Below are 25,381 nucleotides of genomic sequence, written 5' to 3'. Positions count from 1 at the left end.
CATCTCACCACCCCCTCACATCCGCCCCGATGCCTGCAAATCGCGTTCGGCGCGTTCAAGTGCGCTGGTGTTGAGGACCTTGCGCTGGAGGGCGACCGCGACGGCGCGCATGCGGAGGTTGAACCAGCCTTCGCTGCCTTCGTGGTTGCGGCCGCATGATTCGTAGACATCGAGTTTTTCGTAGAGCTGCTGCAGACGGTTCTGGACGCTGCGGAGCGACAGGTGCTTGCGGTGGGCGATCGCCTTGTCGGTGAGGCCGAGCGCGACGTCGATGAGGATTTCGTATTCGACGTCGCTGAGGCCGAGCGAATTGCCGAGGCTTTTCTGCTGGATGCCGCGCACCTCGCGGTCGATGACGCATTGGGATTCCATGAAGACGCTGCGCAGCGCCAGCTTCAACCGGTCTTCGGATGCGGATTTGAGGACATAGCCGTAGGTTGCGCCCTCGGGCACGATGCGTGAGACGCCGCGCACATAGGCCTCGTCGGAATAGTTCGACCAGAACAGTATTTTCGTATCGGGACGTTCGCGCCAGATGGTGCGCGCCGCTTCGATGCCGTTGCGCTCGCTCATCTGCAGGTCCATCACCACATGCTCGATGCGCGAGGAGCGCGCCTGCGCCTCGCCGATGAGGCCGTTTTCGGCCTCCACAACGCTGCGGCACTCGGGAAGGGCCGAGCGCACCGCCTCATGGAGATAGGAGCGGTGAAGCGCGTCGTCCTCGATGATCAGGACATCCATCATTATCCTATCTCTACCCCGTTTTTCGGCTGTATCGGAAGGGTCAGCCGCACGAGCGTGCCGCGATCTTTGGCGCTGGTGATCTCGAACCTTGCGGAGATCAGCCTTGCGCGGGTCTTCATGTTGTCGATGCCGTGGCCGGCGCGGTTTTCAGGCGCGCCGATGCCGGAGCCGTCATCCTTCACCTCGATCGAAAGGGCCCTGCCCGACTGGGTCAGCGCCACCTCGATCCGGTCCGCCTGGCCGTGGCGGATGGCGTTGTTGACCGCTTCCTGGACGATCCGGAAGAGGGCGATCGCCACGGTCGGATCAAGATCGCGAAGCGTGCCGCCGGTCTCGTCGGTCATCTCCCAGGCGATCGTCTGGCCGCTTTCGCGCACCGACCGCTCCAGATGGTTCTCGATCGCCTCGGCGACGCCAAACAGTTGCAGCACAGTGGGCTTGGCTTCCTCGATGATCTCGCGAAGATCGTGCATGCATTGCTGCATGGCGCGGCAGAGCGGCTCCAGCGCATCGCCCGGCACGCTCGCAACACCCGTCAGCTTCTCCATGCGGCGCGTCAGCCGGGTGAGATCGGCGAGCGTCTGGTCATGAAGATCCATGCCGATCCGCTGGCGCTCTGCCTCCAGGGCCTCGGTGAGTTTCAGGGCGCCGAGCCGCAAGCCCTCTTCGCGGGCGCTGGCTTCGGTCTGGATCACGGCCGAGCGCTTGGCCTGTTCGGCGGCCCGCAGCGCGAAGAAATAGGGGGCGAGCAGGTCGGCCACCGCGCGTGCGTTCTCGACATCTTCCATCGTATAGCAGTCATACTGCCGGCTGGAACAGCTGAGCGCGCCGATCACGTCGCCCTGGGCTTTCAGCGGAACATGGAGACGGCTTTTCAGCGACAGCTCGATGATGGGGCTCGCAAAGGCGCCGTCGAAATGAAAGCGCGGATCGGTCAGGGCATTGCCCGAGAGAAGATAGTCCACCTCGCCGGCCAGCAGCGTGCGGATCGGGCTGCCGGTCAGGAGCGCCGGCGGCTCCTTGCTCCAGGCGGTATCGAGGCCGCTTTCGTAGGCAATATGGTATTTTCCATCCAGCATCTTGATGCAGACATCGAGATGGTCGTGCGGGATGATATGGCTGATCTCCTCGCCCACGGCCTTGATGATCGCATCGAAATCGAGCTGGCCGGCGAGCAATCTCGAAATGCCGAGATAGCGGTCGAACAGCGAGTTGCGCGCCGGATTGAGCATGATCAGGCCTCCTCCCAGGCCTTGGCGACATTAAGCGCCAGCTTTTCAGTCACGTCCTGCGGGAACCCGCAGACTTTGCGCGAAAGCCCGCAGAAAGCGTGCTTGGATGCGCCTGTACAACATTAGAAAACTCCTCCATTCTCGATTTACTGAGCAAAAGGGGCTCAGGGCAATCATTATCTCCGGACACCCGTTGAGGAGCGGCCCGGGGATATAGAGGGAGCTTTTGGGAGGAAATCATGAATATCAGAACGATGCTTGCGGCATCCGTTGCCGTCGCGTGCCTGTGTGGTCCGGCGCTTGCCGATACCTCATCCAAGAAGATCGCGCTTTCCAACAATTATGCCGGCAATTCCTGGCGACAGGCGATGCTGACGAGCTGGGACAAAATCACCAAGGAAGCCGTTTCCAATGGCGTGGTCGCAGCTGCTGATCCGTTTACCACGGCCGAAAACCAGGCGACCGAACAGGCCGCCCAGATCCAGAACATGATCCTGCAGGGTTATGATGCGATCGTCATCAATGCCGCGTCGCCGACCGCACTCAACGGCGCCGTCAAGGAAGCCTGCGACGCCGGCATCACCGTCGTGTCCTTCGACGGTATCGTGACTGAACCCTGCGCATGGCGCATCGCGGTCGACTTCAAGAAGATGGGTGAGAGCCAGGTCGACTATCTCGCGAAGAAGCTGCCGAAGGGCGGCAATCTTCTCGAAATCCGCGGCCTTGCCGGCGTTTCCGTGGACGACCAGATCCATGCCGGCATCCAGGCAGGCGTTGCCAAGCACACCCAGTTCAAGGTGGTCGGCTCTGTCAACGGCGACTGGGCGCAGGACGTGGCCCAGCGTGCGGTTGCCGGCATCCTGCCGAGCCTTCCGGACGTAGTTGGCGTGGTGACACAGGGCGGCGACGGGTATGGTGCGGCCCAGGCATTTGCCGCCGCCAAGCGCCCGACGCCGACGATCGTGATGGGTAACCGCGAAGACGAACTCGTGTGGTGGAAGCAGCAGAAGGACAAGGATGGTTACGAGACCATGTCGGTCTCCATCGCGCCTGGCGTCTCGACGCTTGCCTTCTGGGTGGCCCAGCAGATCCTCGACGGCAAGGAGGTCAAGAAAGACCTCGTCGTGCCGTTCCTCAGCATCGACCAGGCGGGCCTCGAAGAAAGCCTGAAGACCACCCAGAAGGGTGGCGTGGCGAATGTCGAATATTCGCTGGCAGACGCCAAAAAGGTGATCGACGCCAAGTAGCGTCGCCTCCCGCGTGCCGGGCCGCGAGGGCTTCGACCTCTCGCGACCCGGCATGATTTCCCATTCAAAAAACAGACTGCGATCTGCATGAGCGAAACCTTGAACCGACAAGAGGTTGTGGCCGCGCGCGGCGTCCGTGTGACTTTCGGAGCCGTGAAGGCGCTTGATGGCGCCGACCTCGTGATCCACGCGGGCGAATGCGTCGGGCTGGTCGGCCATAACGGTGCCGGCAAATCCACCATCGTCAATGTCATCAATGGCGGCTTATCTCCCCATGAAGGCTCGCTCCGCTACAGCGGCAACGATGTGCGGGGCATTTCGGCTGCGCGTGCCAACGGCGTGCGCTGCGTATTCCAGGAACTGTCGCTCTGCCCAAACCTGACGGTCGGTGAAAACGCCCGCATCATGCATGCGGAGCTGAAAGGATGGAACTGGCGCGGCCGGGCGCTTGCGCTGGTCGAAACCCAGCTGCAGGACATCTTTCCCGGCCATGCCATCGATTGCGACAGCACGGTCGACGACCTCTCGATCGCCGAACGGCAGATGGTGGAAATTGCCATCAGCTTTGCCGGCATCTCGGCGCCGCCGAAGCTGGTCATTCTGGATGAGCCGACGTCATCGCTCGATGCCGGACTTGCCGCACAGCTGATGGCCTATATCCGCAAGTTCGTTGCCGCCGGCGGGTCGGTGCTGCTGATCTCGCATATTCTCGGCGAAATCCTCACCACCTCCGACCGCATCGTCGTGATGAAGGATGGCCGCGTGGTGGCAGATCGCGCCGCTTCAAAATTCAATAACCGCAGCCTTGTCGAGGCGATGGGCAATGTGGTGCGCGAACAGGAGCTTTCCCGCCCCGCGGTTGCGAAGTCGGGCGCTCCGGTGCTTTCGATGCCGGCGCGGCGTGGGCGCGGGCATGGACAGGGAAATGCTTTGCCCTTCGAAGCCTATCGCGGCGAGATGATCGGGCTTGCCGGTCTCGGCGGCCATGGCCAGACGCAGGCGCTGCTCGATCTCTATCTGGCGCGCAACAGCAACTGGTTTCCGACGAAAAAGCGCGACATCGCCTTCGTCGCCGGTGACCGCAGCCTGAACGGCACGTTTCCGCTCTGGAGCATTCTCAAGAACCTGTCGATCGCTTCGCTCGACCAGCTGTCATCGAAGCGGATGATCGATGGCGACCGCGAGACTGCGCTCGGCGAAGGCTGGAAGAAGCGGATCGAGATTCGCACGCCCGACATGGGCAACCGCATCCTGTCGCTTTCCGGCGGCAACCAGCAGAAGGTTCTGTTCGCGCGGGCTCTCGCGACCACCGCCGAAATCGTGCTGATGGACGATCCGATGCGCGGCGTCGATATCGGCACCAAGCAGGAAGTCTACGAGATCCTTCGTTCCGAGGCCGCCAACGGCCGGACATTCATCTGGTACTCGACCGAGATGGACGAAATCCGGCTCTGCGACCGGGTCTATGTGTTTCGCGAGGGCGCGATCGTCGCCGAACTTGTCGGAGAGGAGATCAGCGAGAAGAGCGTGCTTTCTGCCTCGTTTGCGCAGGGAGAAGCGGCATGAAGATCTCGTCCGGCACCATTCGCCTGATCATTCCCGCCGCATCGCTGGTGCTGCTGCTGGCGGCCGTCTTCTATATGCAGCCGCGCGCCATGAGCTATAACGGCCTCAACCTGCTGTTCAATCTGGCGGTGCCGATCGCGCTTGCGACCATCGCCCAGATGCTGATCATGTCCGTCAACGACCTCGACCTGTCGATGGGCACGTTTGTGAGCTTCTGCGCCTGTGTCGCCGCAACGCTTTTGCAGACCTCGCCGGCACTCGGCATCCTGATCCTGCTCGGAGCGATCGCGACCTATGCCGTCATCGGCGTCGTCATCCATCTGCGCGAACTCCCGTCGATTGTCGTCACGCTCGGGATGAGTTTTGTCTGGGGCGGGCTTGCGGTGCTGATCCTACCCTCGCCCGGCGGGACGGCACCGGGTTTTGCGCGTTTTATCATGACCGCCAAGCCGCCGCTCGTGCCGATGGCGATCGTCGCCAGCATCCTGATCGCGGCCGTCACCCATACTATCGTGATGCGCTCGTCGTTCGGCGTTTTGATGCGGGGCGTCGGCGGCAACGACCGTTCGGTTGAGCGGGCCGGCTGGTCGGTGATCGGCATTCGCGCCGGAACCTATGCGCTGGCCGGGCTGTTCGCCGTGCTTGCCGGCATCGCGCTGGTGGGGCTTACCACCTCTGCCGATGCGAATATCGCCCTGCGCTACACCCTGCTATCGATCGCCGGCGTCATCCTTGGTGGCGGTGAGTTCGTTGGCGGCAAGGTGTCGCCGATCGGGGCCGTCATCGGCGCGCTGACGCTGACGCTTGCGGGGTCGTTCCTCTCCTTTATGCGGATCTCGCCGGACTGGCAGATCGGCGCGCAAGGGGCGATCCTGATCGTCGTGCTTGCCCTTCGCCTCGCCCTCAACCGTCTCGAAAAGCGGGAGAAGAGCCAATGACCATGCAACGTCTTCTCGTCGCCAAGCCGTGGATCTGGTCGTTTGCAGCGACCGCCATCGTCTGGGTCATCACCGTTCTCTTTACCGGCGGAGCAAGCTCGTTCGGCCTGTCGCAGGCAGCGCTGACCTTTGCCGCCTTTTCGGTCATCGTCGGCATAGGCCAGATGTTCGTCATCACGCTCGGGCCGGGCAATATCGATCTGTCCGTGCCGGCGACGATGACGCTGTCAGGCACGCTTGCCCTGAAGCTGATGGATGTGCAGGACGGCATGATCGTCGTCGGTCTTCTTGCCTCTGTTGGCATCGGCCTCGTTGTCGGGCTGGGCAATTACATCCTGATCAAGCTCTTGCGCATTCCGCCGATCATCGCGACGCTGTCGATGAGTTTCATCGTCCAGTCGGTGGCGATCTGGAGCAATCGCGGCCTGCGCATCAAGCCGCCGGAAACGCTGGCGGAATTTGCCACATCCGGCCTGCTCGGCATTCCCAATGTGGCGCTGGTGGCGTTGATCCTGTCGGCCGTAGCATGGGTGCTTCTGGAAAAGTCGATCTACGGGCGCTGGATCTCGGCGATCGGCCAGAGCACGTTTGCGGCCCGCATGACCGGCATTCCCGTCGATGGAACCCGGCTTGTCACCTATATGCTGTGCGCGGTTCTCGCGTCCGTCTGCGGTTATCTGCTGGCGAGCTTCTCCGGCGGTGCTGCGCTCAACATGGGCTCGGAATACCTGCTGATGTCGATTGCCGTCGTGGTCATCGGCGGCACGGCGGTGGCCGGTGGAAATTCGAACATACCGGGCATCTGGGGCGCCTCGCTGTTCATGTTCCTGGTCGTGTCGATGCTCAACACTTATGGCTTCGGCGCCGGTGTGCGCCTGATCCTCACCGGTACGATCATCATCGCCGTCATTCTTCTCGCCGGCGGTCGGCAATCTGGCCGATAATCTTCAAACACTTCAGACAGTTTCAACCGGACGCAATGCCATGTCGCAGACATCTTCACCCTACGAAATCCACGACGACCGCTTCCGGCACCTGATCGTTCCGAGTTCAGGCCTGGAGGAGCTCTATTCCGACTGCCGCTGGGCGGAGGGGCCTGTGTGGTTTTCCGATCTGCAATGCCTGATCTGGAGCGACATTCCCAACCAGCGGATGCTGCGCTGGGTGAAAGATGGCGGCGTTTCGGTGTTTCGCACCCCCTCCAATTTCACCAACGGCAATACCCGCGACCGGCAGGGGCGGCTTGTCTCCTGCGAGCACGGTGGCCGCCGCGTCACCCGCACCGAGATCGACGGCTCGATCACCGTGCTTGCCGAAAGCTATGAGGGCAAGCGGCTGAATTCGCCCAACGACGTGGTGGTGCGCTCGGATGGCAGCGTCTGGTTCACGGACCCGACCTATGGCATCAAATCCGATTACGAGGGTTTTCGGGCTGAGCCTGAACAGGCGACCCGCAACGTCTATCGGCTGGATCCGGAAACCGGCGAGATCGACGCCGTGGTGACTGATTTCGGCCAGCCCAACGGGATTGCCTTCTCGCCGGACGAAAAGATCCTCTATGTGGCCGACTCATCCTCCAGCCACGACCCGTCCGCGCCACGTCATATCCGCGCCTTCGATGTCGTGGACGGCAGGCAGCTTAAAAACAGCCGGGTATTCTGCGATATCGACAACGGTCTGGCGGACGGGTTCCGCGTCGATGTAGCAGGCAATGTCTGGACGAGCGCCGGAGACGGCGTTCATTGCTTCGATCCCGACGGCAAGCTTTTGGGGAAAATCCTGCTGCCGCAGACGGCGGCGAACCTCACGTTCGGCGGCCCGCGGCGCAACCAGTTGTTCATCACGGCAACGAAATCGCTCTATGCGATCTTCCTTGCAACAACGGGCGCCGGCGTTAGCTGAGCAAGTGTAAAATTAGCAAAACGCAATCCATGGTGAGGCAAGCTTCGGTTATTATTCAACAACCCGTCGCTCACCGCCAAGGAGCGTCATTCGGGAGGATTGGCTACCCGCCGTAGGCGGTCCTCCCGTCATTCACGCGTCACGCTATACCAGTCACGCGCTCTGCGAAAAATCAGCCAGCCGATACGTCCGCGTCCTGTTCTGCAAACATCATCTGCAGTTCCATCTGGACGGCATGCATGAACAGTGCGGCCTGCCTTGAGATTTCCTGGTCGTCAGCGCCGCGCTGGCGCATGGACCGTGCAAATTCCGCCATTTCCGTTCTCCAGAACCGGTTGGCGGCGTGGCCATGAAGATCACTCAGGGTTTCAGCACATCGTCTGACATCACCAGTGCGTCGATCGGCCGGGAACTGTAAGAGCGTCATTTCAACTCCGTAAATACCGGGCGAATCGCCCGTACTGAGCGAAACAATGAGCTTTACTCCTTCACAAAAGCTGAACGAGGCTCGCGGAGGTGCGTTCCCAAACCTCGCGAAATCGTTAATATATTAGTTTTTCTAGATATTCGGCGATTGCCATCGACGATGTCAGCCCGGGCGACTCTATTCCGTAGAGCGCCGCATACCCCGGGTGACCCGTCTGCTTCGGTCCCTGAATGATGAAATCTCCCCCGCCGCCTCCCTTGGGACCGACGACCTTGGGGCGGATGCCGGAATAGGCGGGAACAAGCGTGCCATCGGCAAGGCCCGGCCAGTAACGGCGGATGGCGGAATAGAACTTCTGCGATCGATCGGGATCGACGTCATAGTCGACCCTCTCCACCCATTCGACGTCAGGGCCGAACCGTGCCTGACCGGCCATATCCAGCGTCAGATGCACGCCGAGCCCGCCGGGTTCCGGCACCGGATAGATCAGCCGTTGCGCCGGCGCGCGGGCCGAAAGGGAGAAATAGGATCCCTTGGCATAATGGCGTTCGGGGATGGTCGTGGGGTTGAGACCTTCGAGACCGGCGGAAATGCCCCACGCGCCGAGGCCCGCCGCATTGACGACCAGCTTTGCGTCGACATCAACTGGATCGGCTCCACCGACCGACAGGCGCACCGAATCGTCCCGCAAGGTGCCGCCGAGAACCGGAGAGTTGAGGACGATGCTGCCGTCGTTGTTCTCCATATCGGCGATATAGGCTTCCATCAGCCGGTGGCTGTCGATAATGCCGGTCGAGGGCGAAAGCAGCGCCTTGAAGCCGCGGATATCAGGCTCCATGGCCGCGAGTTCCGCGCCGTCGATCAGCCGGCAATCCTCGACGCCATTGGCCATTGCCTGCTTCAGGAGCTTGTCGAGATAGGCGACCTCGGCCTCGCTTGCGGCAACGACAAGCTTGCCGCAGCAACGGTGGGGAATGCCGCGCTCCTCGCAGTATTGGTAGAGACTGTGTTTGCCGGCGACTGAAAGTGATGCCTTGAGACTGCCTGTCGCGTAATAGAGTCCGGCATGGATGACTTCGCTGTTGCGGGCGGAGGTAATGCTGCCGGTCAGTGATTCGGCCTCGAGCACGATCACCTCGCGGCCGGAGAGCGCAAGGCGACGCGCGATCGCCAGCCCCACCACACCGCCGCCGATGACGACGCAATCGAGCTCCAGTATTTCCGCCATGCCCACTCTCGCAGTTTCCGCCTTCCACGCGGCATGGCGGATGTTATACGAGAAATCCGGTGAGGCCAGAGGAGGAAAGCCAGTGCTGAAGATCGTATTCCTGGATCGCGACACTATCGGCCTTTCGGTAACGATCACAAGCCCGGGGTTTGCGCATGAGTGGATCGAATACGGCAAGACGCCTGAAGATGACGTCGCAGCGCGCATTGCCGATGCCGATATCGTCATCACCAACAAGGCGCCGGTGCGTGCCGCCTCGATCGCGCAGGCATCGCGGCTGAAGATGATTGCGGTCGCCGCCACAGGTTATGACGTGATCGATCTGGCAGCGGCAAAGGAGCGCGACATCGTCGTTTCGAACGTGCGCGGTTATGCGGTCAACACGGTTCCGGAGCATACATTCGCGCTGATCTTTGCGCTGCGCCGCTCGATCATCGGCTTCCGTCAGGACGTGATCGATGGCGAATGGCAGAGGGCGAACCAGTTCTGTTTCTTCAACCATCCGATCAAGGATCTTGCCGGCTCGACGCTCGGCATTTTCGGCGGCGGGACGCTGGGCAAATCCGTGGCACGGATCGGCGAAGCGCTGGGCATGACCTCGCTGTTTGCCGCTCGCAAGGGATCGACGGAGGTTGCGCCGGGCTATACGGCGTTCAACGAGGTGCTCGAGCGCGCCGATATCATCACCTTCCACATGCCGCTGACGCCCGAGACCCGTGACATGATCGGCATCGAAGAATTCCGGCGGATGAAGCGCAAGCCGCTGGTCATCAACACGGCGCGCGGGGGGCTGGTCAACGAGGCCGATCTGGTGACGGCACTGAACGAGGGCCTGATCGGCGGCGCAGGCTTCGACGTGTTGACGAAGGAGCCACCGGCACCGGATAATCCGCTGCTTGCCGTTCTCGACCGGCCGAACGTGATCGTTACGCCCCATGTCGCCTGGGCAAGCGACGAGGCGATGCAATCGCTCTGGGCACAGGTCATCGACCATGTGGAGAATTTCAAGAAAGGCGCGCCTTCCAACACTCTCTAGTCAGCGCGCCGGTGGGCGGAGGTCTTGATCATTGCAGAAAACAGAAGCCGTCACACGTCGCAGCCTTGCGGAAACCACGATGGAGCATGCAGCCGCCGCCTTCACCGAAGGCTTTCGCGGCTATGTCGTCAAGTTCACCATCTCCGCTGAAGCGTTTGCCCTGCGCATGGCGCGCGAAGATGTCGATCCGGAAGCCAGCGAGGTATTTTTTGACGGTGACAAGCCCGCCGGCGCATTGCTGATAGCACGACGGGGGAAACGGTCCCGCGTTAGTGCGCTCGGCATTGGACCGACGATTCGCGGCCAGGGTCTTGGGACCCGCGTGATGACGGATGCGATTGCGGCGGCCAGGGCCCGGGGCGACGAGGTGCTTCTCCTCGAAGTCATCGATTCCAATATCCGCGCTCGCGATCTCTATCTGTCTCTCGGCTTCGAGATGTCGCGTAGGCAGGTCGGCTTCAGCCGCAGCCGGACACGACCGGTGCCGGACGTTCCACCCGCAGCCGAATGCGGCCAGATGGAAGCGGCCGCGATGCTGTTCCGTTTTGCGGATGCACACCCGACATGGCAGACGGATCCGGTCTGTTTCCGCCATCCCGGTTCGCCGCTGAAGAGCTTTTCGATCGGGACAAAGGCGGTCGCATTGCTTGATGATACCAAGCACGACGTGCGGATCTATGGTTTCGCGGTCGTTCCGGCGGAAAGGCGCAAGGGTCTCGGCCGCGCCTTGGCCGACAGCCTCGCGGCGCGCTATCCCGGTCGCAGGCTATATACGGCGGAGAATATTGCAGCCGGGTTGCTTGATCCCTTCATGCGCCGCATCGGATGGCGACGCAGCCGGCTGACGCAGTCCGAGATGGTGCTGAGGCTGGATTGAACGGAAACGCAAAAAGGCCTCGCACGCGGCGAGGCCTTTCGATCAAAAGTAGCTTATCGAGCGACTACATCCAGTATGGCGGGACGCCGTAGTAGTCGTAGACCGACTTGTCTTTGGCGCTGTAGAAGCTGTCGTCGTCGATATCCTTGTAGCGCGGTGCGCCGGAGATCTGATCCTTGGTGAGATCGATCCGGTAACCGTCCAGCTCCTCGTCGTAGTGAAGCTTTTCCCACGGCAGCGGATAGTAATCGTCGCCAATGCCAAGGAAGCCACCGAAGCTCAGGACGGCGTAGGCAACGCGGCCACCCTTTTTCTCCAGCAGAATTCGCGCAATCGAGCCGATCCGCTTGCCATCGGCGCCGTAAACTGCGGTGCCTTCGACCCTGTCGCTGGCAATCAGCGAAACGGTATCCTTGACATAGGGGTCCTGCCCCGCACGCGGTTCATGATGCATCATAACGCAACTCCTTTTTGTCGTGTCGTTATGGTTGAAAAACGGCTTGCGGCCGTGGAGGTTCCGCACTTTGCGTCCAAAAGCTTGTCGAGTATCAAGTCTCGGCACATTGACGCTTACGTCAAAGTTAGATAGCAATTCACGATAGGTTGCGCTGGTCTGTTGGGGCTGACGCATGGCATAATCATCGACGATGGCCGGCGGAGGAGGAAGCCGCCAGCCAGCTGCGCCTGATGCGCGCAGATCGATATGGGAGGAGACGCAGATGAGCGAATTGTCCAAGCAGCCCGCCACAGCGAGGGAAAAGATCTGGCTTGCCAGCTACCCGCCCGGCGTTCCCCCCGAAATCCCACCCCTGGCACATGCTTCGCTCGGCGCTCTATTCGAAAATAGCTGCGCCCGTTATGCCGATCGCCCGGCCTTCTCGAGCATGGGCAAGGCCATCACCTTTCGCGAGCTTGAAGCCGAGAGCCGCAAGATCGGCGCCTGGCTGCAATCGACGGGCTTGCAAAAGGGAGACCGGGTGGCGGTGATGCTGCCGAACATCCTGCAGAACCCTGTCGTTGTCTACGGCATCCTTCGGGCAGGCTATACGGTCGTCAACGTCAACCCGCTCTACACACCGCGCGAACTGCAATACCAGCTGGAGGATTCGGGTGCCAAGGCGCTCTTCGTACTGGAAAACTTCGCCCATACGGTAGAACAGTCGCTTGCTGGCACCGATGTGAAGCATGTGGTCGTAGCAACGATGGGCGACATGCTGGGCCTCAAGGGCCATATCGTCAATCTCGTCGTGCGAAAGGTGAAGAAGCTCGTTCCGAACTGGTCGTTACCCTCGGCGACAAGCTTCAAGCAGGTTCTCTCCGAAGGATCGGGCAAAACCCTGACGCCGCAGGATGTGGGACCACAGGATGTCGCGTTCCTGCAATATACAGGCGGCACGACGGGTGTTTCCAAGGGCGCGATCCTGACGCACGCCAATCTTCTTTCCAACGCATCGCAGATGGGCCTGTGGCTGGACACCGCCTTCCTGACAAAGCCGCGTCCGCCGCAATTGCAGTTCCTGTGCGCGCTACCCCTCTACCACATTTTCGCGCTGACGGTGAATTCGCTGATGGGGGTTGCGACCGGCAGCCACAACATCCTGATCGCCAATCCGCGTGACATCCCGGCCTTCGTCAAGGATTTGCAGAAATACAAGATCCACGTCTTCCCCGGGCTCAACACGCTGTTTAATGCGCTGATGAACAATGCCGATTTCCAGAAGCTGGACTTTTCGGCGCTGCTTCTCGTCTTCGGCGGCGGAATGTCGGTGCAGCGGCCGGTCGCCGAGCGGTGGCTTGAGATGACTGGTTGCCCGATCACCGAAGGCTACGGCCTGTCCGAGACGTCGCCGGTCGCCACCGCCAACCGGATGGATGTCCAGGGATTCACCGGCATGATCGGCTTGCCGATCTCGTCTACCGACATCTCGATCCGCGACGATGACGGGCTGGAGGTCGAACTCGGCGGCGTCGGCGAGATCTGCATCCACGGCCCGCAGGTGATGGCCGGATACTGGAATCGGCCGGACGAGACGGAGAAGGCGATGACCCCGGACGGCTTTTTCCGCACCGGCGACATGGGCTACATGGACGCTGCCGGCTATATCAAAATCGTCGATCGCAAGAAGGACATGATCCTTGTCTCCGGCTTCAACGTCTATCCGAACGAGGTCGAGGAAGTCGTGGCGAGCCATCCGGGCGTGCTGGAATGCGCGGCAGTCGGTGTCAAGGACGAGCATTCCGGCGAGGCGGTCAAGGTGTTCGTCGTGCGCCGGGATCCGGAACTGACCGAGGCCAATATCAAGGCGCACTGCATTGCCAACCTGACAAACTACAAGCGCCCTCGCTTTATCGAGTTCCGCGACGCGCTGCCGAAAACGAATGTCGGAAAAATTCTGCGGCGCGAGCTTCGGCAATAGCCATTCGTTGCGCTGCTGCGACAAACGCTGCCCAACTGCCCCCGTCCGACGAGAGATCACCCGTTTGAGGTGGACCTTGGACGCCTGCTCCGTTAGCCGTTAAGGATAATTAACTTTTTGGCATGTGGAGTTCGCTTGGATAAAAGCGCTGGACCGTTTCGTTGCATCGTCATTGCTGCGCTCTTGGCAGCCGCCCTTTCGGGCTGCGCCGGGCGGCCTGAAGGCGTGCTCGTTCCAGCCGCGGCAGGGGCTGCGGAAACCAAGGGCATATCCAAGGTAGACGTTCTCGTAGCCACCACCCGCCGAGCCTCCGAGACGCCGGGCGTGCTGTTTTCCGGAGAGCGCGACAAGACCCCGAGCGTGACCGAAATCAGCGTCTCGATACCACCCGATTCCGTCCGCAAGATCGGCGAGGTCCAGTGGCCGAAAAAGATCGTGGCGGATCCGACCAAGGAATTTGCGACGCTTTCGGTCACGCCGCTCTCGCCGCAGCGTGCCAGTGAGTGGCTGCGCGGCAACCTGCCGAAAAGCCGACGGGTAATGGTGTTCGTGCACGGGTTCAACAACCGCTACGACGACGCCGTCTACCGTTTTGCCCAGATCGTCCACGACAGCGGAACCGATGTGGCACCGGTCCTCTTCACATGGCCTTCGCGCGGCAGCATCTTCGCCTATAACTACGACAAGGAAAGCACCAACTATTCCCGCGACGCGCTGGAAGACATGCTGAGCCGGCTTTCCAAGGATTCCCAGGTCAGCGAAGTGACGATCATGGCGCATTCCATGGGCTCGTGGCTGACAGTCGAGGCGCTGCGCCAGATGGCGATCCGCGACGGTCGCGTGGCACCGAAGATCACCAACGTCATCCTTGCCTCGCCGGATCTCGATGTCGACGTGTTCACCAACCAGTTCTCGGCGCTTGGTCCCAAGCATCCGAAATTCACGTTGTTCGTTTCGCGCGATGACCGTGCGCTCAATCTGTCGCGACGGATTTCGGGCAATATCGATCGACTCGGGCAGGTGGATCCGACCGTCGAACCCTATCGTACCGAATTCGAGAAGGCCGGTATTACCGTGCTCGATCTGACGGCGCTGAAGGGGAACGATCCGCTCAACCACGGCAAGTTCGCCTCAAGCCCGGATGTCGTGAAGCTGATCGGCAACCGGCTGATCGCCGGCCAGGAAGTGACCGACAGCGATGTCGGACTTGGCGAGCGTCTGGGTGCCGTAGCACTCGGCACGGCGCAGACGGTTGGCAGTGCGGCAAGCGTTGCCGTCTCAACACCGATCTCGATCTTCGACCCGCGCACGCGGCGCAACTACGCCGAACAGGTAGATCGCTTCGGCCGCGCCATCGGCAACACGGCCGAAAGTGCCATCGTTCCGTAAGGCCAGAAGTCCAGGCACGCAGCGAACATCGCGCGCAGCGCTTGATTTGAACGCGAAAGCGAATAGGTTCCCACGCATCCATCCGAATGCGAGGAACGTCCATGCAGACCATCGTCAACGAGCTGAAATCCACTGCCGAGAAGACAAATGCCACGGATATCCGCGCGGCATTCGCTGCTGATCCCGGCCGGTTCGGGAAATTCAGCGTCAGCTTCGATGACCTCATCATGGATTATTCCAAGACTGCGGTGAACGGAGAGATCCTTGCCCTGTTCGAGACGCTGGCGGAAGCTGCCGGTGTTGCGAAAAAGCGCGATGAGATGTTTTCGGGCGTCGCCATCAACTTCACGGAAGACCGGGCCGTTCTTCACACCGCCCTGCGCAACCGTTCCAACACGCCTGTTATGGTCGATGGCCGGGACGTGATGCCGGATGTCAACGCCGTGCTTGCGGCGATGGGCAAATTTTCAGACGGCATTCGCTCCGGCAGCCTGAAGGGCGCAACGGGCAAGGCGATCACCGACGTCGTCAATATCGGCATCGGCGGCTCCGATCTCGGCCCGGTCATGGCAACGCTGGCACTTGCGCCTTTCCATGACGGCCCACGCGCGCATTTCGTTTCCAATGTCGATGGCGCCCATATCGCCGATACGCTGAAGCATCTCGACGCCGAAACGACGCTGTTTATCGTCGCCTCGAAAACCTTCACGACGATCGAGACGATGACCAATGCCGCCACGGCCCGCAAGTTCATCGCCGACAAGCTGGGTGACGATGCGGTGAAGCATCATTTCTGCGCGGTCTCGACGGCGCTCGACAAGGTTGCCGCCTTCGGCATCGACCAGGACCGGGTGTTCGGCTTCTGGGACTGGGTCGGCGGTCGCTATTCGATCTGGTCGGCGATCGGCCTGCCGCTGATGCTTGCCGTCGGTCCTGAGAATTTCGGCAAGTTTCTCGATGGCGCGCATGTGATGGATACCCATTTCCGCACGGCGCCGACCGCGCAGAACCTGCCGATGCTGCTTGGCCTGGTCGGCTTTTATCACCGCAACGTGCTGGATTACCCGACCCGCGCGATCCTTCCCTATGACCAGCGGCTGCTGCGCTTCCCGGCCTATCTGCAGCAGCTGGACATGGAATCGAACGGCAAGGGTGTGACGATCGATGGAACTCCGGTCGAAGGCAATTCCGGCCCAGTCGTCTGGGGCGAACCCGGCACCAACGGCCAGCATGCCTTCTACCAGCTGATCCACCAAGGCACGAGCGTCATTCCGGCCGAATTTATGATTGCAAAGACTGGCTTCGAGCCGGAGCTTCGCCATCAGCACGATCTGCTGATCGCCAATTGCCTGGCGCAGTCGGCGGCCCTGATGAAAGGCCGGACACTGGATGAGGCCAAGGCGCAGCTGGCAAAGGCCGGCATGGACGAGGCGAAGGCCAGCCACATCGCGCCGCATCGGGTCTTCACCGGCAACCGCCCGTCGATCACCTTCGTCTACGACAAGCTGACGCCGTTTGCGCTCGGCCGGCTGATCGCGCTCTACGAGCACCGGGTCTTTGTCGAAGGCGTGCTGTTCCGCATCAATTCCTTCGACCAGTGGGGCGTGGAGCTTGGCAAGGAACTGGCGACCGGTCTTTTGCCAGTCGTGCAGGGCAAGGCCGCCGCTGACAACCAGGACGGCTCGACGCAAGGTCTGGTGAAGGCATTGATTGGCTGAGACGCCTTAGGATGAGCCGGGTTCGCCCGGCTCATCCTTGATACCACGGAAGCGCATGCCGCACTCGTCGTGATTGGCGCTCCGAGCAACCAATAGCTCCTCACCGAGTTTGTGAAGGCGCGGACACTTCTGCCGTTGCTGGCGAAACGCCCATAGTCTGACCAGGAGCCAAGACAATGCAATCGATCGTCTTCATACAGCCGCTCGTCGCGCTCATCGCGGGGATTGTCATCCTTCTGATGCCGCGCATTCTGAATTACGTGGTGGCGCTCTATCTGATCTTCATTGGCGTTACTGGCCTTTGGCCCAATGTGATGCAAAACATCCCGATGCCAAATTAAGCCTGTCCTGCCGCTGCCTCGTTCTTCAACGAGGACAGCTGGCAGGCGACACGGTCCTTGTCAGAGCCCGATCTCGTGGGCAAACGGCGGGTTCGCCCCTGCTCGCGAGACGGTGACTGCCGCAGCCTTGGCGCCGAGCGCCAGAAGGGCCGCAATCTGATCTTCGGACAGGCTTGCGACCTGTGTCTTGGTGAGCAGGTTCTGCATTTTCAGCGAGGCCAGCACACCGGCGTCGAACGTATCACCGGCACCGACGGTATCAACCACCGTCACCTTCTCGCTCGGCACGGTCACCTTGTGATTGGCGGTGTAGCCGACTGCACCATCGGCGCCGCGGGTCACGACGACGAGCTTTGCGCCGTGATGCAGCCAGTGGCGGGCAAGCGTGCCCTCATCGCCTTCAAGGCCGAACCAGGCAAGGTCTTCATCCGAAAACTTGACGATATCCGACATCGCCGCCATGCGGTTGATGCGGGCGAGATGCGAGGCCTTGTCCTTGATAAAGCCGGGACGGATGTTCGGATCGAGAGAGATGACGCGCTTGCCCTGCTCGCGAGCCATCAGCGCTTCGTAGGTCGAGCCACAGGGTTCTGGAATGAGGCTGATCGCGCCGAAATGCAGGGCTTCGCAATCCTCGCCGATCGCTGGCAGGTCGGCCTCGGTGATCATGCGGCCGGCCGTGCCCTCGTCATAGAAGGCGTAGGTGGCATGGCCATCGACCAGCTTGACGAAGGCAATGGTGGACGGGCGGGCGGTGATGGCACAGTAGCTGAAATCGACATTGCTGCCGCGCAGCGTGTCGCGCAGGACATCGCCCATCATGTCGTCGGCAAGGCCCGTGAAGAAGCCTGTGTCCACGCCGAGGCGCCCGAGCGCGATGGCCGTATTGAAAATGGCGCCACCGGCATAGGGCGCAAAGCCCTTCTCGCCAAGCGTGGTTTCACGCGGAAGCATGTCGATAAGAGCTTCGCCGCAGCACAGGATCATGGATTTCCTCCCAAGGAATTTGCCTGTTTTCGACAGGAATAAGCGAGCTTTTGTCCGTTGACCAGAGCAAAAGCTCGCGTTCCGCGAATGCTTAGCGGGGCAGTTCGCTGATGCCGCCGTTGCGGGCCGACCATGCCAGCGGGGCATCCAGAAATGCCTCGACTTCCGACAGCGTGTTCTCGTCGAACAGCTTCTGGTCGCGGGCGACCGAAAGCACGTTGCGCCATGTGGCAATGTGATGGAACTGCACCTTGCCATCGGCAAAACGCAGCGCGCCCTCGTCGAAGATACCGTAGTAGAACAGGGCCATGCCATGATCGACGACGCCGCCGGCAGCGCGGATGGCATCGATGAACTTGAACATCGAACCGCCGGCCGTGGTCAGATCCTCGATCACGAGGACGCGTGAACCTTCGGGCAGGTTACCCTCGATCTGGGCGTTGCGGCCATGGCCCTTGGGCTGCTTGCGCACATAGATCATCGGCAGCGCCAGGCGGTCTGCCAGAAGGGCAGCGAACGGAATGCCGGCGGTCTCGCCGCCTGCGATGCAATCGAATTTCTCAAAGCCGGCGTCACGCAGAAGCGTCGACACGGCGAAATCCATGATGGTGGAGCGGATGCGCGGGTAGGACAGCAGCTTGCGGCAATCGATATAGACCGGGCTCATCATGCCTGAGGCAAACTTGTAGTGCTTTTCGGCATTGAAATGCACCGCACCGATTTCCCACAGCATCTTGGCCATGAGTTCGGCCATAACGCCCCGGTCCGGAAATGTGGTCTGAATCATGCGCCCGCTCCTTTGCTCGATTCATCGTGTCGCAAGTCCCGGCGGTAAGGCCGCATGACATTCTCGTCGGAACTGCATCTAGAAACCACGCGCCGCAATATCAGCAAGCGGGAGACCGCGCCAGCGCAAGGCGGGTACGATTTACTGAATTCAGGCGTTTTCAGGCGCTTGTGCGATTTTCGCCCGACGACACTGACCGCAGGTAGCCTGAGACCTGGACGCGGTCACGCCCGGCCCGCTTTGCTTCGTAAAGTGCCGCATCGGCGAGGCTAAGCACGGTTTCGAAAAGCACGCCCGATTGGGAACCCACCGCGATTCCGGCGCTGACCGTGCAGCGCACGCGTTCAACCCCGACCGTGATGTCACGGGCACCGAAACGATTGCGGATATCGTTGGCGATCCGCTCGGCGCGCCCCGGCAGAACATTGTCGAGAAGGACGGCGAATTCCTCGCCGCCCAGTCGCGCGGTGTTGGGGCCCGGCGTTTCCACCAGCAGATCCTCGGCAAAGATCTTCAGCACTTCATCGCCGACCGCATGACCGTACTGGTCGTTGATTGTCTTGAAACGGTCGATGTCGAACACGATGACTGCGGTGGAGGTGCCCAGCATCCGACCGCCGTTGCGCTCGAACATGGCGCGGCGGTTCATCAGTCCGGTCAGCGCATCGGTCATTGCCTCGCGCCGATGGAGCGCTGCCATGCGCCACTGGTGAAGCGCCAGCGAGAGCGCGCCGATGCCTGTCATGCCGGCGATGCAGATGCCGATATTGAGCGTCTCGGCCCAGTTGTTCGGGGCGTGACCCAGCACCCACTGCTGGTTGGCAATGAGGACGGATGCACACAGAACGAAGGAAAATCCGCTCATCGCATAAAGGATGGCCATGCCGGTCAGCGGACCGGGCGCTTCGCTGCGCGCCAGCCAGTATTGCCATGCCGTACCGCCAAGAAGCAGCGCTGCTGCAATGTTCATCAGGATGAAGCCCAGCCCGTCGAGACCGCCGATCATCAGCGGCAGACCCGGGGCGATCGCCGCAAGCGCCAAAAGTGCGGCAAGCCGCCAGGGCTTTGCGCCGGTGCGGAACTGCACGGAAGCACCGTATATCACGCTGAGGCCGGAGATCATGAACACGTATGCGACGGATGCGGTCAGGGTACCGGCTTCGGCCGTATAAAAGCCATAGGCGAAGATGCCGGTTACCGTCATGCTCAATGCGATGACCAGCGTCAGCAGGAAAGAATTGGTCCGCCTTGAAAACCAGGTGCCGAACAAGGTCACCATCAGGCACGCGGCAGAAACGCCGAGCGCAAGCAGAAGAGATTTATAGTCTAGCGTCATGCCGGCAAACTCTTCGGTGATCGAAGTCAGGTAACGGGCGGAAAACTATCTCCCGTTTGTCTCCAAATTATTACCAAGCAACCGTCAAGCTAAATTTCCTGGCAAATGCCGCTTAGGTTTCAACGACTTCCCAGTGCAGCGGAAACATCGGATCAAACACGGTGACGAGGCCAGCCCCCGTGTCCCGCTTGTCCGGGAAAGCAACCGGATCAGCCTGTCGAACCATCGAGATGCGTTCTTCGTTGGGCGCCAGACCATACCAAGCCGGGCCGTTCAGCGAGGTGAAGGCTTCGAGCTTGTCGAGCGCGTTATCCTGTTCGAACACATGGGCAAGGCAGCTCATGGTGTTGAGCGAGGTATAGATGCCGGCGCAACCGCAACCGCATTCCTTCAGCGGATCCACATGCGGCGCCGAATCGGTGCCGAGGAAGAAGCGGGCATCGCCGGAAGTCGCCGCGGCTCTCAGTGCCAGGCGATGGTTTTCGCGCTTGGCGACCGGCAGGCAGTAATAATGCGGGCGGATACCCCCCACCAAAAGCGCGTTGCGGTTGATGATCAGGTGATGGGTGGTGATCGTTCCGGCCAGATTGGAATCGGCCGACTTGATATAGTCGATGCCGTCGGCCGTGGTCACATGCTCCATCGTCACCTTCAGTTCCGGCAGGCGCTTGCGCAGCGGATCGAGAACGGTCTCGATGAAGACGGCTTCGCGGTCGAAGATATCGACGTCAGGCGTCGTGACCTCGCCGTGTACGCAAAGCGGCAGGCCGATCTTTGCCATGCGCTCGAGCGCCGGCATCGCCTTGTCGAAATCGCGCACGCCGCCATGCGAGTTGGTGGTGGCACCGGCGGGGTAGAGTTTGACCGCGGTGATCAGACCGCTGTTCTTGCCGTCTTCGAGATCATTGGGATCGGTCTGTTCCGTCAGGTACAGCGTCATCAGCGGTTCGAACCGGTCTCCAACAGGCAGCGCCGCCATGATCCGTTCGCGGTACGCTCTTGCGTCTGCGGTCGTGACCACCGGCGGGACCAGATTGGGCATGATGATCGCGCGCGCGAAATGCCGGCTGGTATCGCCGATCACCCCTTCGAGAACCGCGCCGTCGCGCAAATGCAGATGCCAGTCGTCGGGGCGGCGGATACTGATGGTATTCATGGGGCCTCTGGGCGGTTGTTGGCGCTGGAAGAGTTCATCCCCCTTAGCATCAACATTCCGCTCAAAACAATCACCGCGACAACAAACTGACGCGGACGATAGTGTGGAACCCCATCACTACACGCCCCGATTACACGCAAATGTGCACAGGCTGGATACCATTTATCAATGAAAGCTTAAGATCGGCAGGAACCAGTCCGCATTTCCGGCGTTCGTCCACCAATCGAACAGTTCTACCAGCCGGAGCGAGAAGATGAAATCCCTTAATTCGAAAGTCAACAGGGGATTGGCAATTGCAGCAGGCGCTGCCGCAGCTTTCTGTGCATTGACGGTTTCCCTGAGTGCCCAGGAGCGTTCCAACCTCCTCGTGACTGTAGCGCTTCAGACCGAGTGCGACCAGCTTGCCGGCAGCCCGTTCGACGAGCAGCGCAATGGTTCATTTGCTCCGGTCGATATCGCAAACATCGACGTGAAGGCCGTTGATGCGTGCCGCACCGCTTACGAGGCGACCGGCAACCCGCGTTTCGCCTATCAGCTGGGCCGCGCGCTCAACAATTCCGAACAGGCCGATCAGGCGATGACGGCTTATAATGTAGCTGCCGAAGCAAACTACCCTGCAGCCAAGGTTAACTTCGGCATGCTGATGGGCCGCCTGGGTGACGAGCAGCAGGAATTCCGTCTCTATACAGAAGCTGCAAACGGCGGTAACCGGCTCGCAGCCTACAATCTTGGCGTCGCCTATCGCGATGGCCTGGGAACTCAGGTCGACGTCACCAAGGCGCTCATCTGGTTTGAAAAGGCAGCTGCTGAAGGCGACGATACCGCTGCGTTCAACATCGGCGCGATTTATGACGAAGGCACGATGTTGCCGGCCGACGATCAGACGGCGATCGCCTGGTACGATCTGGCTGCACAGCGCGGCAATACCGATGCGATGATCAACCTCGGCCTGATGTACGAAAGCGGCGAGGGCATTACGGCCGACGCGCAGAAGGCGGTCGACCTCTATCGCAAGGCTGCCGAGAAGGGCGACCTGTTCGGCGCACAGAAGGTCATGGAATTCCAGGAACTCGGCATGATCCCCGCTCAGCCAAAGCAGGACATGAACGAGGGTATGAACACGCTGGTTCTGAAGCAGGGCGACATTGAAACTCCTGCCAAGAACGGCAGAGATATCTAAGACCTTCGAGACGACGCAAGGCTCGCCGACGGCCTCCGCTTAGATCTCTCCGGCTGACGGACCCCAGACATCCGTCATCGCGAAACCATCGGCCAGTGGGTCGAACGGATCAAGCGCGATCTGGTGCAGACCAAATGTAAAACCGCGTCCCGCTATCGTCGGAATGATCGCAGTTTTACCGGCAACCTTCGTTTCGGCAGCCAATCCCACTTCGAACTGAGTGCCGATGATGGAGCGCGAGATGAAGCTGTCTCCGACCTTTGCCCTGCCGCGCGCGTGAAGCGTTGCGAGATTGGCCGAGTTGCCGGTGCCGCAGGGCGACCTATCTGCCCGGCCCGGCCACATGGTCGTGCAGGTTCTGACCGTGCCATCCGCCTCCGTATCGCGAAACATCACATAAGCAACCCCGGAAATTTCGGGAATTTCAGGGTGCACGACCTCGACCTGCCGGTTGACCAGATCCTTCAGGATCATGCCGGCCTTGACCAGTTCCGCGGCATTGCCCTTCTCGATCTTCAAGCCGATCTGATGGACGTCAACCAATGCATAGAAGATGCCGCCGTAGGACAGGTCGAGCGTGATATCTCCCCATTGCGGTGTGCTGATCGTCACATCAAGCTGATGGACGAAGGACGGCACCATGGTGAGCTTCACCTTCTCGCACCGTCCGTCCCGACAGGTAGCAATGGCCCTGACGAGGCCTGCAGCCGTTTCCAGCGTCACAACCGTCTCGGGCTCCTTCATTTCGACGATACCAGCTTCCAGAAGCGCGGTGGTGGCGCAGATGGAGTTGGACCCGGAACTGGCATGCGCCTGATCCGGCTGGAGAATCACGAAGGCTGCATCCGCATCCGGATGCTTCGCCGGCAGCAGCAGGTTGACGGAACCGATCGGGGCGCCACGCGGTTCCAGGCAGAGGAAGCGGCGCAGTTCGTGGCCCTTGGGATCGGAATTCAACCAGGCAAGCTGGGCTGCGACCGTATCGCCCGGGATCTTGGGGACGCCACCGATTGCGACCCGTCCGATCTCACCTTCGGCATGAACATCCAGCAACTGGATCGTACGTTTCCATCTCATGTTTCGCCCCTGACGCGCTTGAACCTGTTGCCGGATCTCACCGGCCTGATCTCTTTGAAACCGGCCTCAGCGAAGCCAGAGGTACCGGAAGCCCATGTTTCGGTCCGGCGCGCGATGATACGGAACGAGCCTTGTCCGGAAATCGGTGGCGGAAAGACCGGTCGCGCTTTCCAGCATTGCCGCATCGAGTTTCGGCTCGACAACGGCACCGTCTCCATCCGCCTCGATCACGAGGACCGGCGGCGCGAGATCCCGCATCGCGCGCTTGCCCGCTGCACTGTCGATGTCGAACACCGGTACATCGGGAAACTGCATGCGGATATTGCCGGAAAGATGCATCCCGAGTGCCAGGATGGTTGCCGGGCGATCCTCGGTGCGGATCTGCTTTGCCAGGTCAGCAAACGGCATATTGATACGGCCCGGAGGTCCAAGCAGGCCTGCCGTCAGAACCTTTGCCGGCCCCGGTACCAGCACGACCGCCATGATCACCAGAAACACGGGGACCAGCCGTTTGAAACCCAAACCAAGGTCGGCCCCGGCGCGATCGAATTTCAGCAGCAGATATAGCGGCAACGCCAGCAGATAAGGGTCGAGCCAGCGCTCGGTGATCCGGGTCGTTCCAGCCACGAGGACGACCGCAACCACGCCGACCAGCGAGAACAGCATGATGCGGCCAAACAGCGTGGTCCAGCGATCCCCTGCCCTGACCGCCCGCTTGACCGACGACTTGAATGCAAGTGCCAGCACGACGACAGCCAGTGCGCCGAAGGCGAGGCAGGCGACGAGGAGCGATCCGAGCGCCTTGGTGACGCGGAAAATACCCTGCGGTGCATCCGACTCAACCATTTTGCCGAGCGTGCCACGCGTTGCGAGATCTAGATTGCCGAGAAGCCAGACCGCGTGCGGCAGGACGATGGCAATGCAGATGACGGCGGCGAGCAGCATGCGCGGATCATGAAGACGCGCGCGCCAGTCCCGATCGAGCGCAACCGCCACGATGGTCGCGGCCGGAAGGATGACGAAATTGTACTTCGAGATCGTACCGATCCCGATCGCAATGCCGATGATCGCATATCCCTGCCAGTCAGGACGCACCAGCGTGCGGCAAAGACCGTAGAAAAACAGGGAGGTCGCCATCAGGAGCGCGATCGTGTGGGTAAGATCCTGCTGCGGCATGAAGGAAACCTGCGGCAGCAGCGTCAGGCTGAGCATGGCAAGGCCGGCAAAGCTGCGGCTGACCTGCAGTTCCCGCGCGGCAAGGCCCATGAACAGATAGACCAGGAACAGCATTCCAAACCGGGGCAGCGCCAGCGACAGCAGCGATATGTCGAGCGCGCCAACGAACAGGTTCTGTACCCAGTTGTAGAAAGGCGGCTGCGGTCCGTAGCCGAGCAGCCAGAACTGCGAGTTGAGCGACTGCTCAGCCTCGTCGAGCGTCAACGAATTGGGAAGCGACACGCGAATGGCGATGCTGAGTATGAAGTAGATGCCGAACAACACCGCGACCGGCTTCACACCACCGGAAAGAAAGCCGGAGATGCCCCCACTAGCGCCGGAGCCACCGTCTCTCGATGACAGCATGTTTGCGTTCTGCATGGTTCTCGCTCCGAATTGACGGAACAGCAGGTCGCATATCCCCTATCGACAAATCAACAAAAATGATTGCCGGCGGACCGAGAGTTGAGAGAACATTTTTGGGAAGAAGAGAATGGCGCACCCGAAGAGATTCGAACTCCTGACCCCCAGATTCGTAGTCTGGTGCTCTATCCAGCTGAGCTACGGGTGCGTCTGCAAGC

23 protein-coding genes and 1 tRNA gene are annotated in these 25,381 nt (G+C 60.9%); 12 read left to right on the top strand and 12 right to left on the bottom strand.

Features of this window, described 5'->3' with window-relative positions:
- Positions 1–15: 15 nt before the first annotated feature.
- Positions 16–741, bottom strand: a complete 726-nt coding sequence (locus ACQY1K_RS01895) for a response regulator (protein ID WP_430258868.1) — start codon at positions 739–741, stop codon at positions 16–18.
- A gap of 2 nt (positions 742–743) precedes the next feature.
- Positions 744–1,976, bottom strand: a complete 1,233-nt coding sequence (locus ACQY1K_RS01890; protein ID WP_113109433.1) for a sensor histidine kinase — start codon at positions 1,974–1,976, stop codon at positions 744–746.
- A 239-nt stretch (positions 1,977–2,215) separates the two neighbouring features.
- On the opposite strand from ACQY1K_RS01890, the gene ACQY1K_RS01885 reads away from it, so the two are divergent.
- The 5 genes from ACQY1K_RS01885 (at position 2,216) to ACQY1K_RS01865 (ending at position 7,629) form a co-directional block, all read left to right on the top strand.
- Positions 2,216–3,223: a substrate-binding domain-containing protein gene (locus ACQY1K_RS01885; protein WP_062453953.1), complete on the top strand. Its 1,008-nt coding sequence runs from the start codon at positions 2,216–2,218 to the stop codon at positions 3,221–3,223.
- An 87-nt stretch (positions 3,224–3,310) separates the two neighbouring features.
- Positions 3,311–4,789 carry an ATP-binding cassette domain-containing protein gene (locus tag ACQY1K_RS01880; protein ID WP_430258175.1) on the top strand — a complete coding sequence of 493 codons (1,479 nt, stop codon included), beginning with the start codon at positions 3,311–3,313 and terminating at the stop codon, positions 4,787–4,789.
- Positions 4,786–5,727 (top strand): ABC transporter permease, encoded by a 942-nt coding sequence (locus tag ACQY1K_RS01875; RefSeq protein WP_430258174.1) that lies wholly within the window; start codon positions 4,786–4,788, stop codon positions 5,725–5,727. Before ACQY1K_RS01880 ends, ACQY1K_RS01875 begins: the two co-directional genes overlap by 4 nt.
- Complete coding sequence (locus ACQY1K_RS01870; RefSeq protein ID WP_430258173.1) at positions 5,724–6,671, top strand: ABC transporter permease; 948 nt, start codon at positions 5,724–5,726, stop codon at positions 6,669–6,671. Before ACQY1K_RS01875 ends, ACQY1K_RS01870 begins: the two co-directional genes overlap by 4 nt.
- Before the next feature lie 40 nt (positions 6,672–6,711).
- The gene (locus ACQY1K_RS01865) at positions 6,712–7,629 is read left to right on the top strand and encodes an SMP-30/gluconolactonase/LRE family protein (protein ID WP_430258172.1); all 918 of its coding nucleotides are present in this window, start codon (positions 6,712–6,714) and stop codon (positions 7,627–7,629) included.
- Between the two features lie 172 nt (positions 7,630–7,801).
- Here ACQY1K_RS01865 and ACQY1K_RS01860 read toward each other — a convergent pair whose 3' ends face one another.
- Both ACQY1K_RS01860 and ACQY1K_RS01855 read right to left on the bottom strand, forming a co-directional pair.
- Entirely contained in the window at positions 7,802–8,056 is a 255-nt protein-coding gene (locus tag ACQY1K_RS01860) for a DUF6074 family protein (RefSeq protein WP_430258171.1), read from the bottom strand.
- A gap of 115 nt (positions 8,057–8,171) precedes the next feature.
- On the bottom strand, positions 8,172–9,284 hold the full coding sequence (locus ACQY1K_RS01855) for an NAD(P)/FAD-dependent oxidoreductase (protein WP_430258170.1): 1,113 nt from the start codon (positions 9,282–9,284) through the stop codon (positions 8,172–8,174).
- An 85-nt stretch (positions 9,285–9,369) separates the two neighbouring features.
- On the opposite strand from ACQY1K_RS01855, the gene ACQY1K_RS01850 reads away from it, so the two are divergent.
- The gene (locus ACQY1K_RS01850) at positions 9,370–10,320 is read left to right on the top strand and encodes a D-2-hydroxyacid dehydrogenase (protein WP_430258866.1); all 951 of its coding nucleotides are present in this window, start codon (positions 9,370–9,372) and stop codon (positions 10,318–10,320) included.
- A gap of 31 nt (positions 10,321–10,351) precedes the next feature.
- Entirely contained in the window at positions 10,352–11,197 is an 846-nt protein-coding gene (locus tag ACQY1K_RS01845) for a GNAT family N-acetyltransferase (RefSeq protein WP_430258169.1), read from the top strand.
- A gap of 64 nt (positions 11,198–11,261) precedes the next feature.
- Here the strand turns inward: ACQY1K_RS01845 and ACQY1K_RS01840 are convergent, their stop codons facing one another.
- Complete coding sequence (locus ACQY1K_RS01840; RefSeq protein WP_430258168.1) at positions 11,262–11,654, bottom strand: PRC-barrel domain-containing protein; 393 nt, start codon at positions 11,652–11,654, stop codon at positions 11,262–11,264.
- A gap of 262 nt (positions 11,655–11,916) precedes the next feature.
- Between ACQY1K_RS01840 and ACQY1K_RS01835 the strand changes: the two genes are divergently transcribed.
- From ACQY1K_RS01835 to ACQY1K_RS01820, 4 genes are all read left to right on the top strand, one after another.
- Positions 11,917–13,614 carry a long-chain-fatty-acid--CoA ligase gene (locus tag ACQY1K_RS01835; RefSeq protein ID WP_430258167.1) on the top strand — a complete coding sequence of 566 codons (1,698 nt, stop codon included), beginning with the start codon at positions 11,917–11,919 and terminating at the stop codon, positions 13,612–13,614.
- Between the two features lie 135 nt (positions 13,615–13,749).
- Positions 13,750–15,003 carry an alpha/beta hydrolase gene (locus ACQY1K_RS01830; RefSeq protein ID WP_430258166.1) on the top strand — a complete coding sequence of 418 codons (1,254 nt, stop codon included), beginning with the start codon at positions 13,750–13,752 and terminating at the stop codon, positions 15,001–15,003.
- A 101-nt stretch (positions 15,004–15,104) separates the two neighbouring features.
- Positions 15,105–16,721 (top strand): glucose-6-phosphate isomerase, encoded by a 1,617-nt coding sequence (gene pgi, locus ACQY1K_RS01825; RefSeq protein ID WP_430258165.1) that lies wholly within the window; start codon positions 15,105–15,107, stop codon positions 16,719–16,721.
- Between the two features lie 176 nt (positions 16,722–16,897).
- A complete protein-coding gene (locus ACQY1K_RS01820; RefSeq protein ID WP_082471821.1) occupies positions 16,898–17,062 on the top strand; it encodes a DUF3096 domain-containing protein in 165 nt (54 codons plus the stop codon).
- A gap of 60 nt (positions 17,063–17,122) precedes the next feature.
- Here the strand turns inward: ACQY1K_RS01820 and ACQY1K_RS01815 are convergent, their stop codons facing one another.
- The 4 genes from ACQY1K_RS01815 to pyrC form a co-directional block, all read right to left on the bottom strand.
- Complete coding sequence (locus ACQY1K_RS01815) at positions 17,123–18,049, bottom strand: carbohydrate kinase family protein (protein ID WP_430258164.1); 927 nt, start codon at positions 18,047–18,049, stop codon at positions 17,123–17,125.
- A 91-nt stretch (positions 18,050–18,140) separates the two neighbouring features.
- Positions 18,141–18,836: an orotate phosphoribosyltransferase gene (locus ACQY1K_RS01810; protein ID WP_430241093.1), complete on the bottom strand. Its 696-nt coding sequence runs from the start codon at positions 18,834–18,836 to the stop codon at positions 18,141–18,143.
- Between the two features lie 160 nt (positions 18,837–18,996).
- Positions 18,997–20,172 carry a diguanylate cyclase gene (locus ACQY1K_RS01805; RefSeq protein WP_430258163.1) on the bottom strand — a complete coding sequence of 392 codons (1,176 nt, stop codon included), beginning with the start codon at positions 20,170–20,172 and terminating at the stop codon, positions 18,997–18,999.
- A gap of 112 nt (positions 20,173–20,284) precedes the next feature.
- The gene (pyrC, locus tag ACQY1K_RS01800; RefSeq protein ID WP_325263981.1) at positions 20,285–21,328 is read right to left on the bottom strand and encodes a dihydroorotase; all 1,044 of its coding nucleotides are present in this window, start codon (positions 21,326–21,328) and stop codon (positions 20,285–20,287) included.
- A 253-nt stretch (positions 21,329–21,581) separates the two neighbouring features.
- Between pyrC and ACQY1K_RS01795 the strand changes: the two genes are divergently transcribed.
- A complete protein-coding gene (locus ACQY1K_RS01795; protein WP_430258161.1) occupies positions 21,582–22,508 on the top strand; it encodes a tetratricopeptide repeat protein in 927 nt (308 codons plus the stop codon).
- A gap of 39 nt (positions 22,509–22,547) precedes the next feature.
- Here ACQY1K_RS01795 and ACQY1K_RS01790 read toward each other — a convergent pair whose 3' ends face one another.
- The 3 genes from ACQY1K_RS01790 to ACQY1K_RS01780 form a co-directional block, all read right to left on the bottom strand.
- Positions 22,548–23,585, bottom strand: coding sequence for a 4-hydroxyproline epimerase (locus tag ACQY1K_RS01790; protein WP_430258160.1), 1,038 nt, complete (start codon positions 23,583–23,585; stop codon positions 22,548–22,550).
- A 66-nt stretch (positions 23,586–23,651) separates the two neighbouring features.
- Complete coding sequence (locus ACQY1K_RS01785) at positions 23,652–25,181, bottom strand: glycosyltransferase family 39 protein (RefSeq protein WP_430258158.1); 1,530 nt, start codon at positions 25,179–25,181, stop codon at positions 23,652–23,654.
- Positions 25,182–25,294: 113 nt separating this feature from the next.
- A tRNA-Arg gene (locus tag ACQY1K_RS01780) sits at positions 25,295–25,371 on the bottom strand.
- Positions 25,372–25,381: the final 10 nt, after the last annotated feature.

Origin of the sequence: Neorhizobium sp. IRS_2294, assembly GCF_050500145.1 — a bacterium.
Classification (GTDB): domain Bacteria; phylum Pseudomonadota; class Alphaproteobacteria; order Rhizobiales; family Rhizobiaceae; genus Neorhizobium; species Neorhizobium soli.
The sequence above is the reverse complement of the archived record's forward strand: the minus strand, read 5'-3'. Positions and strand labels throughout refer to the sequence as shown.

Excerpts from the sequence above, each read along its gene's own strand:
- ACQY1K_RS01895 (WP_430258868.1), bottom strand. The coding sequence starts at position 741 with ATGGATGTCCTGATCATCGAGGACGACGCGCTTCACCGCTCCTATCTC.
- ACQY1K_RS01890 (WP_113109433.1), bottom strand. The coding sequence starts at position 1,976 with ATGCTCAATCCGGCGCGCAACTCGCTGTTCGACCGCTATCTCGGCATT.
- ACQY1K_RS01885 (WP_062453953.1), top strand. The coding sequence starts at position 2,216 with ATGAATATCAGAACGATGCTTGCGGCATCCGTTGCCGTCGCGTGCCTG.
- ACQY1K_RS01880 (WP_430258175.1), top strand. The coding sequence starts at position 3,311 with ATGAGCGAAACCTTGAACCGACAAGAGGTTGTGGCCGCGCGCGGCGTC.
- ACQY1K_RS01875 (WP_430258174.1), top strand. The coding sequence starts at position 4,786 with ATGAAGATCTCGTCCGGCACCATTCGCCTGATCATTCCCGCCGCATCG.
- ACQY1K_RS01870 (WP_430258173.1), top strand. The coding sequence starts at position 5,724 with ATGACCATGCAACGTCTTCTCGTCGCCAAGCCGTGGATCTGGTCGTTT.
- ACQY1K_RS01865 (WP_430258172.1), top strand. The coding sequence starts at position 6,712 with ATGTCGCAGACATCTTCACCCTACGAAATCCACGACGACCGCTTCCGG.
- ACQY1K_RS01860 (WP_430258171.1), bottom strand. The coding sequence starts at position 8,056 with ATGACGCTCTTACAGTTCCCGGCCGATCGACGCACTGGTGATGTCAGA.
- ACQY1K_RS01855 (WP_430258170.1), bottom strand. The coding sequence starts at position 9,284 with ATGGCGGAAATACTGGAGCTCGATTGCGTCGTCATCGGCGGCGGTGTG.
- ACQY1K_RS01840 (WP_430258168.1), bottom strand. The coding sequence starts at position 11,654 with ATGATGCATCATGAACCGCGTGCGGGGCAGGACCCCTATGTCAAGGAT.
- ACQY1K_RS01835 (WP_430258167.1), top strand. The coding sequence starts at position 11,917 with ATGAGCGAATTGTCCAAGCAGCCCGCCACAGCGAGGGAAAAGATCTGG.
- pgi (WP_430258165.1), top strand. The coding sequence starts at position 15,105 with ATGCAGACCATCGTCAACGAGCTGAAATCCACTGCCGAGAAGACAAAT.
- ACQY1K_RS01820 (WP_082471821.1), top strand. The coding sequence starts at position 16,898 with ATGCAATCGATCGTCTTCATACAGCCGCTCGTCGCGCTCATCGCGGGG.
- ACQY1K_RS01815 (WP_430258164.1), bottom strand. The coding sequence starts at position 18,049 with ATGATCCTGTGCTGCGGCGAAGCTCTTATCGACATGCTTCCGCGTGAA.
- ACQY1K_RS01810 (WP_430241093.1), bottom strand. The coding sequence starts at position 18,836 with ATGATTCAGACCACATTTCCGGACCGGGGCGTTATGGCCGAACTCATG.
- ACQY1K_RS01805 (WP_430258163.1), bottom strand. The coding sequence starts at position 20,172 with ATGACGCTAGACTATAAATCTCTTCTGCTTGCGCTCGGCGTTTCTGCC.
- pyrC (WP_325263981.1), bottom strand. The coding sequence starts at position 21,328 with ATGAATACCATCAGTATCCGCCGCCCCGACGACTGGCATCTGCATTTG.
- ACQY1K_RS01795 (WP_430258161.1), top strand. The coding sequence starts at position 21,582 with ATGAAATCCCTTAATTCGAAAGTCAACAGGGGATTGGCAATTGCAGCA.
- ACQY1K_RS01790 (WP_430258160.1), bottom strand. The coding sequence starts at position 23,585 with ATGAGATGGAAACGTACGATCCAGTTGCTGGATGTTCATGCCGAAGGT.
- ACQY1K_RS01785 (WP_430258158.1), bottom strand. The coding sequence starts at position 25,181 with ATGCAGAACGCAAACATGCTGTCATCGAGAGACGGTGGCTCCGGCGCT.